The following is a 14,996-nucleotide window of genomic DNA, read 5'->3' on the forward strand; positions in this document are numbered from 1 at the left end:
TTACATTTATATCGTAACATGAAAATAAGACGTAATGGATGGTTATGCATAATTGCATAGATGAGTTTTGAAGGATAACGATAATAGCATTTTATCAATCCTTATTAAGAAAATTGATGCGGTTTTATTTTATCCCCCTATTTGCTGGGTAGTATGACCCCCACCTCAAAATGCAGCGAAAGCAAAGAAGTTAGGTGGGGGATGAATAAATCCCCACTGATTAAAGTTTCATTTCATATATTCCTCCTAATCAACTCTCCAACTTGCGTCGCAACAAACGCAACATCACTATCAATTTCATCCAACACGTAAGACTCTAAAATGCCCATTACAGCTGTTCCTAAAAATTTTAAGACAATATGTTTATCAATGTTCTTATTCTGAAGATTGAAGCGCTTAATATTTACGTTATAAGTGCATAACAAGTTATAATAAAAGAAATCAATAAGGAGGCTGGCTGTGAAGAATCTTCGTTATCTCAATATATTTACCATATTAATTATATACACACTACTTATGTTTTACATCGGCTGGAACGGATGGGTTTGGCTTCATGCGGTATTTGGCTGGGAATCTTGGGGATATTATGCTTTCATAGTCGCATTTATTTCATATGCGTACATTCTCGTGCAAGTGTTTAAGTTTTTGCCATTTCTGCGAACGATAGGTTCGATTTGGTTTGCGGTCATACAATATGCGCTTATGTTGTTGCCATTAGCTGATATTATGGTCTTTCTTTTACAGTTTTCAGTAGAGAAAGAAGCGGCAATTATTTGGACAGGGGCGGCTGTGATAGTTGCATTTATCTTTATCTTTGCGTATGGAGTATTTAATGCGTATAGTCCGGTAGTAAGAAAGTACGAGGTGCACATACCGAAAAAGGTAGAGGGGCGTAAAAGTTTACGCATTGCGATGGCTTCTGATATGCATTTCGGTAAACTGTCTGGCGTTTCGCATTTAAAAAGACTTGTTCGTCATGTAAATGAGATGGAACCTGATATTATTTTACTGCCAGGTGATATTATCGATGATCATCCAGGTGTGTTCATTCAAAAGAATATGGGACCAATCATGAAACAAATGAAAGCTCCATTAGGCGTATATGGCGTTTTAGGAAACCATGAATATTACGGCAGAGCAGTTCCAGAGTTTTTACAAGAGATGGATAAGATTGATATTCGTATTCTTTTAGATGAAGTAATTACAATTGAAGATGACTTTTATCTCATTGGAAGAAGAGATAAAACAGAGCGAGATCGCCAAAGCTTTGAACAATTAATGAGTACGGTAGATAAATCGATGCCTGTTATCGCAATGGATCACCAGCCATTTGAATTGAAACAAGCAGCAGCGGCAGGTGTAGATTTATTATTATCCGGTCATACGCACCGCGGACAAATGGCGCCCAATCATATTGTAACGAGAAGAATGTACGAGCTAGACTGGGGATACGCACAAAAAGGTGCGTTCCACGCAATTGTTTCTTCTGGATTTGGATTTTGGGGACCCCCGCTTAGACTTGGTAGTAGGTCGGAGATTGTGCAGGTAGAAGTTACGTTTGAATAGGGGTTATGAAATAGAGAGTTGATGGCTCTCTATTTTTTTTAATAAAAACAAATAAAAATAAATATTTATGTTGGTGCTAATTTCATAAAAGAGATACGATTATAAGACTCGATTAAAATAAAGGGGGATTGTAAGTGATCATATCAGATGTACTATACGGAGAATTTGAAGTGGATCAAGTAGTAGAAGAATTAATTTCAAGTAAGTCTATGCAAAGACTAAAGGGAATTCATCAAAATGGCGCAAGTTACTTAGTGAACGAGAAATGGAATGTAACGCGCTTTGATCATTCAGTTGGTGTTATGTTATTAGTTAAAAAACTAGGTGGTTCAGTAGAAGAACAGATCGCTAGTTTACTGCATGACGTATCGCATACTGCCTTTTCCCACGTGATTGATTACGTTTTTGATAATGAAGATGAAAGTTATCATGAAGAGATATTTAGTTCTGTTGTGAAAAACTCAGAAATTCCAGCGATCCTTGCGAAGCATGGTTATAACTATGAAGATATTTTATTAGATGATTCGAAGTGGACATTACTGGAAAGGTCAGCGCCCGAATTATGTGCAGATCGAGTGGATTATACGTTACGAGATATGTATACATACGGATATATTTCTTTAGAAGAGGTTCATAGATTTTTAGAGGATATTATCGCAGTAGAGGGGAAAATGGTCCTTCAAAGTATCGAAATGGCAGAGTGGTTTACAGAAACGTATTACAAAGAAGTAATCGATTTCTTTATGAAACCAATGAATATTTACGGAAATGATATGTTAGTGAAAACGTTAAAGTTAGCTCTTCATAAAAAGGTTATTCATGCAGGTGATTTCCTTCTTGAAGATGCTGAGCTTATTTCGAAATTGCAGCAATGTAATGATTCAGAAGTCCATGCTTTATTAAGAAAAGTTCATCCCAATGTAAAAGTAAAAGAAGATAGAGACGATTACGATTTGTATCAGAAAAATAAAGTCCGTCTTATTGATCCTCCGTTACTTCGTGAAGGTGAAGTTATTCCAGCATCTGTTGTGTCAGAAAACATAAGACAGATGAGTGATATTGCTTATGAAAAAGCGGTGAGAGGGATGTATGTGAAAGTGATTTCGAATTAAAAAAGAAGTAGCGCATCGTTTTTAGAGCGCTACTTCTTTTTTATTAATGATCAAACCAATTCCAAATCTCAATATCTCCAAGAGTCGCATAACGTACGTGCGGGGAGTTTTGTAATTTTAATAACTCTTTCGATGGGCCAGTAATAACAATTCCGTATACTTTTACACCGTTGTCCTTTACATATTGATAACGTTTATCTAAGTTTAGTTCTTTCTCAGAAAGCGCTGCTATTTTGCTTACCGTTTTTTTATGGATAGAAAGGACGCGCATCATTTCGGTTACTTTGTCTTCTTGCGTTTTCTGCCCGTCAGTTTCATTATCGAGGAATCTTACATGTTCTGGAAACCCTATAGCTTCTCCGCCATGTAGGATATAGTCATCTACATTTTTTCTTTCTTGTCCTGTATCTAAAGCGTACCATAAAGGAGTTGGAGGGAGTTCTTGTGCCTCGAATGTGCTATATAAAAGCGGTTCTAATTCTTTTAAAGTGTAAGCTTTATCAAAAGAAATTGCTACTTCTGCAACGGTTCCATCATGTACTTTTGCAAGTGTATCCCATACTTTTTTTGATGAATCCTTTAAATAATCACCCTGCTCTGTTTTTGGATGAACAAAGAAGAGTTTTGGTTGATAGAACGGATTCATCCAAGTTCGCTTCGTAACATCTACAGATGATAAGAAGCTTTTTGTTTCTATTGTACCGAGGGGCATTTCTTTTTTACCGACGGTTCGTACTAAATCAAATTGGCTATTCGTACGGAAAAAAGCTTCTACACTTGTTCCGCCTCCCATAACACGGCTATTTGGGATCGTTGCTTCAAGTGCAAGCGAAGGAACCTCTCTAATTTCTTCTCCTTTATAATAGTCAATATGGACGAGCATTCGGTAAAATGTTTCTTGCATGAGATCTTCCGCATAGTGGGAATCTCCGGTTAGGGAGAGAAGATAGCGAAATAAATCTTGCATATGCTCTGAGTAAATTTCTTCTAATGATTGTTTACGTTTCACTACATTTCCCTCCCTTCATACATAACAACGAAATACATATAAAAAAGTTACAATTTTTTATGGAATTATAGTAAAAAACGTCAAGAATTGGATTGCGTTCTCTTTTATCATAATACATATAAGGCGGGTGAACAGAGATGGAAAGCTATGAAACACAAATTCAAAGGTCAATTGATTATATTGAGGAAGATGTAATGGAAAAACAAACGCTGCGTAATTTAGCGCGGGTTGCAGGTTTTTCTGAGTCTCATTTTCATCGTGTATTTCAGGCGTTAGTAGGTGATACGGTAATGGAGTATGTTCGAAAGAGGAGGTTAGCCCGGGCAGCTTATCAACTTTCTCATACGGATGAAAAAGTTATTGATATCGCGTTTGAACATGGCTTTCAATCTCACGAAACGTTCACGAGAGCCTTTAAAAAATTATTTCAAATGACACCGAGTGAATATCGAAAACAAGAAATCGAAACACCGATGTATTACAGAGTAAATGTAAAGCAAAGAAAATTAAATCCGTATTTAGGAGGCATACAAATGGAATATCGTATTGTAAATAAACCAGAATTTTTAGTGGCGGGTTATGAACTGAAGACGACAAGTAAAGAAGGGAAAAACCATCAAGACATTCCAGCATTTTGGCAAGAATATTTACAAAAAGATCTTGGAACGACGATTCCGAATCGTAAAGATACGAGCCAATGGGTAGAGCTTGGATTATGTACTGATTTTAATTTAGAAACAGGAGACTTCACTTATATTATCGGAATGGAAGTTACAGACTTTGAAAATGTACCAAATGAAATTGCAAAGCGTACTTTCCCGGCAGCAACATATGCAGTATTTACAACGCCGAAAGTTCCTCATGAAGAAATGGTATCGTCTATCCACCAAACTTGGAATGCAGTATTCTCAGAATGGTTTCCGCATTCAGGCTATGAACATTGCGGCGTTACAGAGTTTGAATTATACGATGAGCGTTGCCACGAAGATAAGAGTGAGTTTGCACAAGTAGAGCTTTGGATACCGGTGAAGAAAAAATAATAGGGTAAGAGCGAATCATTGGGAGATGGTTCGCTTTTTTTATAAGTGGATTGTTAAATTTGTATTGTTTTATCTGTAATACATATGAAAATGGTAAAATAAAATAGCAATTAAATATTGCGGGTGGAAGGTTATGCCCTTTCTTCATTTTGTGAAGAAAGGAGGTGTAATCGTATGGAATTTCTTTTGCAAATTTTGTTGGAAATTACAAAAACTATAGCTAGAGAAGGTATAGTTTTTGGATTTAAGAAATTAACGGCAAAAAAGCGCAAAAAGAAGACCACCCGTCTGCCTGCGAAGCGTGGGAAGTCTTCTAAGCGCAAATAAGCTTTAGTTGCAACCTTCCACCTTGCGGTAATTAGTTGCAGTGACGGGGTGTTGGAAGCACCTCGTCTACTTCATTTTATGCAAAACTTAGTTAGTTTATACTTCTATTTATAGTATAACAGTTTAGAAATGTATTTGTTAATAGTTTTATTTTTACTTTTACTTTGTATAGTAGGGAAGCATGTTAGTATTGTCGGTTTTTGTCGGTAAGTCGATATATCTAGAAAATCGCTGATATAATTCGAGTTGCGCTGATATATTCAAAAAATCGCCGATATAATTTCATATACCTCTAAAACACCTCAAAAAAAACGATCCACATAATTTCAATTACAGTAAAATCATCCTAGAAAAGAAAAAAGACGCCACATAGCGTCTTTCCTACGAACGAAACGGAAATACAAGAATAATCGTCGTTCCTTTTCCGAGTGTACTATCAACGGAAATTGTTCCGTTATGAGCATGAACGAGCTGTTTTGTAATGGCTAGGCCAAGTCCAGTTCCGATGTTGCTTTCTTCTGTGTTTGTTCCGCGGTAATATCGTTCAAATAGAAGTTCTTTCGTTTTTTCATCCATTCCTTTTCCGTCATCTGAAATGGAGAGTGTAAAGGAATTAGCGTTTTGTGATAATTTTACGATGACAGTAGTTGTTTCGTTATTATGTTTTACAGCATTTACGAGTAAGTTTTCGATAATACGCTGGAACCATTTTTCTTCAATGAAATATTGAATTTTATTTGAGCTCGGTACGAATTCAATATTTTGATTTTGGAGTGTTGGATTGTTAATAAATTGCAATAACACTTTTTGAACGAACTGATTGATTTCAACGTTTACGTGTTGGGCAGGAAGGCTGTTATTTTTTAATTGATACGTTAAGCTTAAATCATCAATTAATGTCGTCATATATTGAGATTTCTCTTTCATAACACTACCAAATTGCTGAATATCACAATCAGTCCAGTTATATTGATTCGATTCGAGTAATAATGCGTAGCCATATATAGAGCTAAGTGGTGTTTTTAAGTCGTGTGTTAGACCGGTAATCCATTCTTCTCGTGTTTGCTGGAGGACTTGCCTCATCGCATCATTTTTTTTGAGTGTAATAGAAAGGTGTTCTAGTGAACTTGTTACATCTCTAAACAAACGGAATGACCATTTTTCTTTACCAGATCGCCGGAACCTGACGGGTTTTCCTTTTTTACTAATAGGTTCTTCATACTTTCCACCAGCGATATTTTTAAGCCAGCGCATCGCATGTAATAACGGTTTCCCGAATTTATTACCGTACCAAATAGAAAGAATGACTAAATAAACAAATACGATAAGAAGGATTAATCCGCATCCGATGAGAAACTTCTTAGTAAATACATCTTCAATTTCGTCACCTGGATAGTAGTGCTCATTTTTTGCAGTTACAACGAGAAGGTTGCCACTATTTGCATCGTAAAAGCTAGACGTATTTTCTTTATGATTCCACGGTTCTTTTTCATTAAGGGCGATTTGTATTGCTGAAAATGTTTTTTTCTTTCCAGCTGGATAGGCAAAAACCTCTTCGCCATTTTGATTAAATATTTGAAGTGCTGCTTTTTCTTTAGACAGTAACTGTTTTTCTTGATCTGTTAATGTGAACGAATCCATCGTTAAAGAGGAGTGATCCTTTTGAATTGCTGTCAGTAACGCATTGCTTTTTAACATACCACCATAAATAACAAGTACTTTCTTTTCTTCTAATTCAATTTCCCAATATGTAAATTTATAATTACTTTCGATATGATGTTGTATATATGCGACTAAAGATGTCTTCGTATAAGCATTCGGAACATCATTTGGTGTATTAAAGTGGTAGAGGATTTTTCCGTTTTCATCTACAACTTGGAGCCAATCATTTTTCTCCTTTATTAAATCTTGCACTTCAGATTGTAACGAAATATGCCCATCTTCTGAAGAGATGTATCTTGAAATTGTAAAACTATCAGAATCTGGAATGTTAAGTTCGTATAAAGTACTAGTAAGAAGAAAAATTAAATAAGTAAAAGCAGCAACTACAGCGATAAGTAATGTAACTAAAACAAAAACGTGTTGCATGATAAATTGAATAATAAGTCGTTTATTAAAATTCATATCGTCACCCTACTTTGTAACGAACTTATAACCAAGCCCGCGAACGGTTTTTATATATTCTGGTTTACTTGGATCATGTTCAATTTTTTCACGTAGTTTTCGAATGTGGACCATAACAGTGTTGTCATCGCCATTATAGGCAGGTGCTCCCCAAACTTTTTCGTATATTTCCTCTTTCGAAAATACGTAGTTCGGATTCTCGCAAAAGAAGAGTAGTAGTTGAAAGAGTTGAGCGGAGCATTCGACAATGTGCCCATCTACTGTTAGTTCTGCAGAGTGCTGATCAATTTCAAATCTTCCAAATGAAATCGAGTGTGATTTTTGTTCGTGTGGTACGGTTTGTTTCATATGTCTCCGAAGCTGTGCTTTCATGCGTGCTACTACTTCTAATGGATTAAATGGTTTCGTAATATAATCATCTGCACCGTATGAAAATCCGGATATTTTATCTAAATCAGATGCTTTTGCTGATAGGAAGAAAATTGGACAATCTGTTTGTTGGCGAATGATTGGACAAATATCAAAACCAGATTGTCCAGGAAGCATTACATCTAAAATAATTAAATCGTAATTGTTTTGCTTAGTTAGAGATAAAGCCATTTCAGCTGATGTTGCAGTTGTAATATGAGAAAAGCCTTCTTTTTCAAGAATGGTAGTTAGTAATTGTAAAATTGCTGTTTCATCATCAACGAGTAAAATATTTGCTTGGTACATAAACATCCCTCCTAATTTTCTCGAATATCATATCATCATTTTGTAACTTATGGAATTTTTAAGGAAATTTTAAGGTTTTCTTTCGCAAAAAATTAAGAATCAAATGATATGATAAAAGTAACATAGGGGAGGAGATGAGTGTGAACCCGTTTCAAGTGATGCGAGCTAGATATTTTTTAATTGTATTTGCACTATTAATTTTAATAGCGAGAAGTAGTGGCGATTTGCTAACAAGTATATTTCATATACAAAATTCTTCTTTTATAAATATCCTTATATTCTATATCCTTCCGATGGTATGGATTTCTTATGAGTATAGAAAGCACCACATTTCATTTTCATTATTTGTTAATAAAAATGAAACATTTAACTTGGTACAAGTTTTATACATTACGGTTATGTTATGCATGTTTAGTTACGGGTATCTTATTTTGTATATGTATAGTTTTGCATGGATTACACCGGACTTTATTATGAACGCCCTGCATGAACCAATTGTAGATAGTACTGGGGGATATGTATCTCAAGTCATTAGGGTCGTATTCATCGCACCAATTATTGGGGAATTTGTTTTTCGCGGATTTTTACTTCAACGTTTTGCAACAAAATGGGGAACGAGCATAGCGACCATCGTTGTAGCAATATTGTTTGCGTTGTTACATGTTGATTTCCTCGGTGCAGCCATATTCAGCATCGTATTGTCAATCGTATATATTCGTACGAAAAGTTTACTCATGCCAATTGCAATACATATGTTAAACAATGCATTTGTAATAGGTGCGTCTTTTCTAATAAGTAGAGAAAAAATTATGAGTTTTGCCGATTTCTCAAATTATACGACATTCTTTCCTGGACTTCTTATTTTTATAACAGGATTAAACTTAGTACTTATCTTTTTATTTGTTAATCGTAAATATTGGAGTAAAGAAGTGCCAGTTATATATGCAGAGCAGGAAAAGAGCTTTTCAGATGTAGTCGGGAGTAAATAAGATGAAGAAGACGGTTGAAAAAATATTAAAAGACATTATAGATTCTACGTCTATTACAGATATGTGTGATAAAAGCGTTTGTCATTGGCTTCAACCTGTAGTAGATACGATTGTGTTTCCAGAGTATTACGTATTTTCTAGTACTCATTTAAAAGAAAATATTATTTCTCTTCTTATTGTGTTCGGGGTTTTACTAATATTTGGTCTAATTGTAGAAGAAATGATGAAGCGCATCTTCAAAAAGAATGAAGAAAAGTATATGTGGATTCATAAAGTATTCGAGAAAGTAATGGTGGCTTTCCTTTTGTTTTATGGTATGAAAACAATCATTTACTTTATAGCTTTGAAACATCATTAATTCGAAATTTGAAAGGGATGTATAAAATTATATGAATGAAACGATATCATCAAATAAGTTTTTTTATTTGATTTTACTTAGTCTAGTGTTAATAACGACAGTGAATGTTATTTTGCGCTGGGAGGAAGCTTACTTTTTCATGTATTTAGCGCTCCATTTGTTGGGGATTTTATGTATAAGTGGTGGAGTCGTTACTGAAAAAAAGAATGAAGAAAGCGTTAACTATATGTGTGTGATCGGTCTTGTTTTACTTTTAGCTGTACAGGGTATTATGAAATATAGTTCTTTCTCTTTACAAGATTTTAGTTTATTAATAGATGTACTTCCTTAAAGAGGCTTTTTATGTTATCTAAAAAGCAAGTAGGGTACGTGCTGGTTTGTAAGTGCGATTCTTATTCCGGATTATGAACCGAAGAAAGTGTTTAAAGATAGGTAAAACTCTTCTTATGTAGAAGAGTTTTTTTATGTAAATAAAAAGATCCAGAGCAATTCACATAATAAGCTTGTTCTAATTTAGCGTGTACGAACTTACAATAATAATAGACAGGCAGCATAGAGGAGGGAATAGCGTGAGGAAGGTTATCGGTTGGTCGCTTTTTTTGTACGTTGGATTTGCGTTACTTATATATTGGTATTTATTTGGATGGAATCATGAACTTATTCCGGACATGTATAAGGGAACGAGTGCAGATCCAGAAACGTTTATGAGTGCTAGAGAGCTTACGCTAAGCCAAGATTATTCGCGCGTGAAAAATTTACTATACTTTTTAGCGACGCCTCTTGAATGGATTATTTTATTATTTGTACTTGTGCTAGGTATTTCAAGAAAGTTTGAGAAATGGTCGAAGGAAACGACTAAAATAAGTGTTTTGCAAGTTGCGATTTATTTCTTTTATTTATCATTATTGACAACAGTGCTTGCCTTACCGATGCAATGGATTGGCCGGAAAGTGTCCGTTGATTACGGCATTTCAACGCAAAGTACACAAAGCTGGATAAAAGATCATGTTATCGGTTTTTGGGAAAGTTATGCGACTATGTTAATCGTAGTTACCGTTCTATTATGGCTTATCCGAAAATTTCCGAAGAGATGGTGGCTAGCAGGATGGGCGCTCTCTGTTCCATTTACAATCTTTTTAACATTCATACAGCCTGTCGTTATTGATCCACTGTATAACGACTTCTCGACGCTGAAAAATAAAGAATTAGAAACGAAAATTTTAGCGATAGCAGACAAAGCGGACATTCCTGCTAAACACGTATATGAAGTAAATATGTCAGAAAAAACGAATGCATTAAATGCTTACGTAACAGGAATTGGCCCTAACGCCCGTATTGTAATGTGGGATACAACGCTTAAGCAGTTAAAAGATAAAGAGATTTTATTTATCATGGCTCATGAAATGGGACATTATGTTATGAAGCATATATATTTTGGCGTTGCAAGTTATGTGTTGCTATCGTTTATAGGTATGTTTTTAATTAGTCGTATTATAAATATGTGTATTCGCAAATGGGGAGATACATTGCAAATTTCAAAAGTAGCATGTTTCTCCATTTTACCTTTATTTTTCTTAATTTCTTCTGTACTCTCATTTGCAGTACAACCAGCAACAAACTACGTTTCACGTATAGAAGAAAGAGCGGCAGATCAATATGCTTTAAATATGACGAAGGACGGAAAATCTGGTGTGAAAACTTTTCAATATTTATCAAAAACGAGTTTAAGCCAAGTGAATCCGCCTGCGTTAGTGAAATTTTTCTTATACACGCACCCACCAATTTTTGAAAGAATTCATACGTTTGAACAATATGAGAAACAAAGAAAAAAGGAGTAGCTATTATGCTACTTTTTTTTATAGAGATATAAGTTTCATATTGGGAATATTTATCATTGCTTTTTATTGCGATTTTGTAAATAATAAGCTATAAAATTCTAAAAATCTATATATAAAGGAATAAAGGTGAAAAAATGTATTTTTTACAAAATTTAAAAGTGAAATATAAATTATTAGCGCTTATTTCATTAGCAGTTTTAGGTATGGTAATTATAAGCAGTGTAGCAATTCATTCTATTAATAAGATTAAGCACGATACAGAGGTTGTAGTAGATGATTATCAATATTCTGCAATTTTATTAGAAGGAATGCTTCGTACACAAAATTCACTAGAATATAACTTATTAGAGTTAATTACGGCATCACAAAATGAAGTGGCAAATAAAGAGGGAATAATTAATAATATTGAAAAGGATCTTAAAAAATATGATTCTTTATTAAAAGAATATGATGATGGTTTTAATTTAAGTAAGCAAGAGGATGAACTGTTTCAGAAGATGAAGAAATCTTTACCAAGTTATAAAGATACATATAAGAAATTATTTGAAAAGGCGAAGGCAACAAACGAGCCGCAAATGGTAAATGAATTTCAGAAGGAATTAAAACCGAAGGGAATAGAGTTAGCTGGTTATGCAGTGGATCTAGAATCGTATGTTTCAAATTTAGCTGACCAAGTATTTAAAGATTCGCAAAAAATGATTGATCGTTCCGTTATTACCTTTATCATTCTTGTAGTAGTTACTACAATCGTTATATGTATAGTAAGTTATATTATTAGCAAGCTTATAGTTGCTCCTTTACAAACGGTTAGTCGTATGATGGAAAGAGCGAAAGAAGGAGATTTAACTGTACATGGTAATTATACTGCTAAGGATGAATTAGGTGTATTAGTAAGTAATTTTAATGAGATGATTGCAGGGCTAAGAACAAATATGCAAGAAGTAGAGAATAATATTCAGCTTCTATTTCAACATGCAGACGGAGTAGTATCTGCATCAGAAGTATCTAGTAGTGCAGCGAAAAAAATCACTATGGATATTGAAGAAGTCGCAAATGGTGCAGAGAGTCAAATGCAAGCAATGGAACAAACTGCGGGTGCGATGGAAGAGTTGACACAAGGAATGCAGAGTATAGTCAATACATCATCCTCTGTAAATGAATTATCTGCTCAATCAGCATTAGATGCAGAGAGTGGTAACAAATTAATGAAACAAATGATTCAACAGATGGATACAATCCAAAATTCGGTACATAGCGGTGTGAAACAAGTAGAGACTATGAAAGAACAATCAGAAGAAATTGTTAAAATCATTGATGTTATGCAAGGTATTACCTCCCAGATTAACTTATTAGCATTAAACGCCGCAATTGAGGCTGCACGTGCTGGTGAAAGTGGTAGAGGATTTGCAATTGTGGCAGATGAAGTGCGGAAATTAGCAGAACAATCTAGTGATTCTGCAAAACAAATTGAGAATCTTATTACTCAAGTTATGGGAACAACGAACCATACAGTACATATGATGGGGAAAGTAGATAATGAGGTACAGGCAGGTACACAAGTAGTAATGCATACAGAAAAAGTATTTGGAACAATTACAGAAAAAGTACAGCAAGTATCTGAGCAAATTCAAACGGTATCTATGTCTACAGATGAAATTGCAGCGAGTAGTGAGGAAATCTCGGCTTCTGCAGAAGACATGGCTCAAATTTCTCAAAGATCATCTGACCGAACTGATAGGGTAAAAGAGTCTATTCAACAGCAAGAAAAATCTGTTCAAGAGATTTCGGTTTCAATTGAACATATGCATAACGCAGCAGGAAAACTAAAACAAATAGTTGCCCAATTTACTCTTCAAAAGTAGTAGCATATTTGAGTGTTAATAAAGATAAAAAATCATCCTCTTTTAAGAAAAAAGGATGATTTTTTTATCTCGTTATTTGCTGGGCAGTAAGACCCCCACCTCAAAATTCAGCGAAAAATGCTACCCCTGAAATATAAACCATGAATATAGTAGCCTATCTCCTTTAGGTGCCAATAAAGGGAAGTTGTAAAGTGAAAAGGAGTTTATAAAGAGATTGTAGAATGTTTTAGTATATAACACCTTAGATGTGACAACTTCCTTTTTGAAAAAGAAAGAAGGGAGTATAAAGCAGAAAGGTAGTGGAAATATTTCTTCTAGAAGATTTACATTTTATCTTACATTCACCAAAAAATAATACTCCTGAAACAATGAAGTTCATTTTATTTGAATGAAATAGGGAGAGAGGACAATGAAGAAAAAAATATTGGGTGTAATGATGATTGCGACAATGGCAGGAGGTATATTTGCAGGGACGAATGTGACGCCTGTAAAAGCGGAAGAGTATCCACAAATGATTGTGTTTGAAGATGTTCCATACGGATTTTGGGCATATGATGCTATTATGGACTTAGCATATCATAAAATTATATTAGGGTATGGAAACGGGAAGTATGGTGTTGGCGATCTTATAACACGTGAACAAGTAGCTGGGACTATTTACAGAACACTTGAGATAAAAGAAGAAGGGCCAGTAGCGAATCCATATAAAGATGTTTCTGATAGTACAACAACTTTTAAAAAGGAAATTTTGGCGTTAACAAAACGTGGTGTTTTTTCAGGGGATGGCCAAGGGAATTTTAGGCCGAAAGCACCAATCTCTAGAGCGGAAATGGCTGTCATTTTAAAACGAGCATTTCATTTTGAAACGAAACAAAAACATACATTTAAAGATATTCCAAAAGGCCACTGGGCAGAAGATGCAATTAGTGCGTTACAATCTAATAATGTTGTGAGAGGAACTGGGAATGACATGTATGAATTAAATCGCCCTGTACCTAGAGAACAATATGCTCAGTTTATTAATAATGCGATTATTAATTATCATTTGAAAGAGGATTGGAAGTAGAGTGAAATATGAAAGCACAAATAGAAATATTTGTGCTTTTTTGTTTGTTTAAAAAAGAATTATTATTCGTATTTATGTATTTTTATGGTTATACACAAGCTTTATAATCAACCCGATGAAAAAGACATGATGTTTAATATGATTCACAAAACCGTCACGAAATGTGTCGAAAAATATATTGTCACTATACCATTTATTCTGTATATTTTTAAAAAAACATATACATATTGGGGAGATAATTTGATGAGCAAAAAATTATTAAAAACAGCTACAGCATTAACAATTATGGGTGGGGTGTTATTCTCAGCAGAGAGTAACAGTGTAAAAGCGGAAAGTGCACCGTTGCAAAAAACAAATACAATTGTATTTAAAGATGTACCACAAGGGCATTGGGCATATGAGGCAATTCATGAATTAGCGGAACAAGAAATTATTTTGGGATATGGCGATGGAATATTCGGTTTTGGGGATAATGTAACACGTGAGCAAGTTGCAGCTTTAATTTACCGTGTGTTTGATATAGAAGAACAAGATGAATATGAAAACCCATATGGAGATATTGATGAAAATTCAACAAGCTTTATCGAGGAGATATTGGCTTTAACGGAAATGGGAATTTTCCAGGGAGACGAGAATGGAAACTTTAGACCGAAGGCGACGTTAACGCGTGCGGAAATGGCACAAGTTCTTACGAATGCTTTTGACTTACAGGCAAAGGGATCTCATAACTTTAATGACGTTTCAGCAAATTCATGGGCAACGAATGCAATTAGTGCAGTACAAACAAATGGTATTACAATGGGAATCGGAGAAGGTAAATTCGGTCCGTCTATGAAGGTAACGAGAGAACAATACGCACAGTTTTTACATAGAGCAATATTGCATGATATGGAACAAGGGCAGTAATAAAGTTTAACTAGTCAAAGTGAAATTTAAAAATAATACAAAAAGGTCGTTGTTGTATAACAGCGGCCTTTTTTGTATGAAATAA

General features: G+C 34.7%; 14 protein-coding genes and 3 pseudogenes. 12 read left to right on the forward strand and 5 right to left on the reverse strand.

Annotation, left to right across the window (positions count from 1 at the left end):
- Positions 1-233: 233 nt before the first annotated feature.
- A complete protein-coding gene (locus MR136_RS21165; RefSeq protein ID WP_004403519.1) occupies positions 234-425 on the reverse strand; it encodes a hypothetical protein in 192 nt (63 codons plus the stop codon).
- A gap of 34 nt (positions 426-459) precedes the next feature.
- Here MR136_RS21165 and MR136_RS21170 point away from each other — a divergent pair, with 34 nt between their 5' ends.
- Both MR136_RS21170 and MR136_RS21175 read left to right on the forward strand, forming a co-directional pair.
- Positions 460-1,566 (forward strand): metallophosphoesterase, encoded by a 1,107-nt coding sequence (locus tag MR136_RS21170; protein WP_000793729.1) that lies wholly within the window; start codon positions 460-462, stop codon positions 1,564-1,566.
- A gap of 134 nt (positions 1,567-1,700) precedes the next feature.
- Complete coding sequence (locus tag MR136_RS21175) at positions 1,701-2,678, forward strand: HD domain-containing protein (RefSeq protein ID WP_017674271.1); 978 nt, start codon at positions 1,701-1,703, stop codon at positions 2,676-2,678.
- Between the two features lie 43 nt (positions 2,679-2,721).
- Here MR136_RS21175 and MR136_RS21180 read toward each other — a convergent pair.
- A pseudogene (locus MR136_RS21180) lies at positions 2,722-3,531 on the reverse strand (anti-sigma factor); the annotation flags it as partial.
- A pseudogene (locus MR136_RS21185) lies at positions 3,520-3,687 on the reverse strand (sigma factor); the annotation flags it as partial. The pseudogenes MR136_RS21180 and MR136_RS21185, both read right to left, overlap by 12 nt.
- A gap of 137 nt (positions 3,688-3,824) precedes the next feature.
- Between MR136_RS21185 and MR136_RS21190 the strand changes: the two are divergent.
- Complete coding sequence (locus tag MR136_RS21190) at positions 3,825-4,727, forward strand: AraC family transcriptional regulator (protein ID WP_000446855.1); 903 nt, start codon at positions 3,825-3,827, stop codon at positions 4,725-4,727.
- A gap of 174 nt (positions 4,728-4,901) precedes the next feature.
- On the forward strand, positions 4,902-5,054 hold the full coding sequence (locus tag MR136_RS21195) for a hypothetical protein (RefSeq protein ID WP_000394943.1): 153 nt from the start codon (positions 4,902-4,904) through the stop codon (positions 5,052-5,054).
- A 381-nt stretch (positions 5,055-5,435) separates the two neighbouring features.
- On the opposite strand, the gene MR136_RS21200 is transcribed toward MR136_RS21195, so the two are convergent.
- Both MR136_RS21200 and MR136_RS21205 read right to left on the reverse strand, forming a co-directional pair.
- Positions 5,436-7,178, reverse strand: a complete 1,743-nt coding sequence (locus MR136_RS21200) for a sensor histidine kinase (RefSeq protein ID WP_103621876.1) — start codon at positions 7,176-7,178, stop codon at positions 5,436-5,438.
- 9 nt (positions 7,179-7,187) lie between these two features.
- Positions 7,188-7,892, reverse strand: coding sequence for a response regulator transcription factor (locus MR136_RS21205; protein ID WP_000283871.1), 705 nt, complete (start codon positions 7,890-7,892; stop codon positions 7,188-7,190).
- A 140-nt stretch (positions 7,893-8,032) separates the two neighbouring features.
- On the opposite strand from MR136_RS21205, the gene MR136_RS21210 reads away from it, so the two are divergent.
- The 8 genes and pseudogenes from MR136_RS21210 to MR136_RS21240 all read left to right on the forward strand — a co-directional run bounded on the left by MR136_RS21210 (position 8,033) and on the right by MR136_RS21240 (position 14,911).
- Positions 8,033-8,881, forward strand: a complete 849-nt coding sequence (locus MR136_RS21210) for a CPBP family intramembrane glutamic endopeptidase (protein WP_001067987.1) — start codon at positions 8,033-8,035, stop codon at positions 8,879-8,881.
- A 1-nt stretch (position 8,882) separates the two neighbouring features.
- The gene (locus MR136_RS21215) at positions 8,883-9,239 is read left to right on the forward strand and encodes a hypothetical protein (protein WP_000754338.1); all 357 of its coding nucleotides are present in this window, start codon (positions 8,883-8,885) and stop codon (positions 9,237-9,239) included.
- Between the two features lie 31 nt (positions 9,240-9,270).
- Positions 9,271-9,570, forward strand: a complete 300-nt coding sequence (locus MR136_RS21220; protein ID WP_001006050.1) for a DUF2101 family protein — start codon at positions 9,271-9,273, stop codon at positions 9,568-9,570.
- Between the two features lie 238 nt (positions 9,571-9,808).
- Complete coding sequence (locus tag MR136_RS21225) at positions 9,809-11,077, forward strand: M48 family metallopeptidase (RefSeq protein ID WP_001233319.1); 1,269 nt, start codon at positions 9,809-9,811, stop codon at positions 11,075-11,077.
- A 134-nt stretch (positions 11,078-11,211) separates the two neighbouring features.
- Positions 11,212-11,991: pseudogene (locus tag MR136_RS28770) on the forward strand (MCP four helix bundle domain-containing protein); the annotation flags it as partial.
- Between the two features lie 156 nt (positions 11,992-12,147).
- Complete coding sequence (locus MR136_RS28775; RefSeq protein WP_404978265.1) at positions 12,148-12,939, forward strand: methyl-accepting chemotaxis protein; 792 nt, start codon at positions 12,148-12,150, stop codon at positions 12,937-12,939.
- A 409-nt stretch (positions 12,940-13,348) separates the two neighbouring features.
- Positions 13,349-14,005, forward strand: coding sequence for an S-layer homology domain-containing protein (locus tag MR136_RS21235; RefSeq protein WP_000727102.1), 657 nt, complete (start codon positions 13,349-13,351; stop codon positions 14,003-14,005).
- Between the two features lie 138 nt (positions 14,006-14,143).
- Positions 14,144-14,911, forward strand: coding sequence for an S-layer homology domain-containing protein (locus tag MR136_RS21240; protein WP_242259587.1), 768 nt, complete (start codon positions 14,144-14,146; stop codon positions 14,909-14,911).
- The last annotated feature ends 85 nt before the right edge of the window (positions 14,912-14,996 follow it).

The sequence above is a fragment of the Bacillus cereus group sp. BfR-BA-01311 genome, from assembly GCF_022664295.1.
GTDB classification, from domain to species: domain Bacteria; phylum Bacillota; class Bacilli; order Bacillales; family Bacillaceae_G; genus Bacillus_A; species Bacillus_A cereus.

What these genes read in the sequence shown, in the direction of transcription:
- MR136_RS21190 (WP_000446855.1), top strand. Translation starts at nt 3,825, where the DNA reads ATGGAAAGCTATGAAACACAAATTCAAAGGTCAATTGATTATATTGAG.
- MR136_RS21195 (WP_000394943.1), top strand. Translation starts at nt 4,902, where the DNA reads ATGGAATTTCTTTTGCAAATTTTGTTGGAAATTACAAAAACTATAGCT.
- MR136_RS21200 (WP_103621876.1), bottom strand. Translation starts at nt 7,178, where the DNA reads ATGAATTTTAATAAACGACTTATTATTCAATTTATCATGCAACACGTT.
- MR136_RS21205 (WP_000283871.1), bottom strand. Translation starts at nt 7,892, where the DNA reads ATGTACCAAGCAAATATTTTACTCGTTGATGATGAAACAGCAATTTTA.
- MR136_RS21215 (WP_000754338.1), top strand. Translation starts at nt 8,883, where the DNA reads ATGAAGAAGACGGTTGAAAAAATATTAAAAGACATTATAGATTCTACG.
- MR136_RS21220 (WP_001006050.1), top strand. Translation starts at nt 9,271, where the DNA reads ATGAATGAAACGATATCATCAAATAAGTTTTTTTATTTGATTTTACTT.
- MR136_RS28775 (WP_404978265.1), top strand. Translation starts at nt 12,148, where the DNA reads ATGCAAGCAATGGAACAAACTGCGGGTGCGATGGAAGAGTTGACACAA.
- MR136_RS21235 (WP_000727102.1), top strand. Translation starts at nt 13,349, where the DNA reads ATGAAGAAAAAAATATTGGGTGTAATGATGATTGCGACAATGGCAGGA.
- MR136_RS21240 (WP_242259587.1), top strand. Translation starts at nt 14,144, where the DNA reads ATGATTCACAAAACCGTCACGAAATGTGTCGAAAAATATATTGTCACT.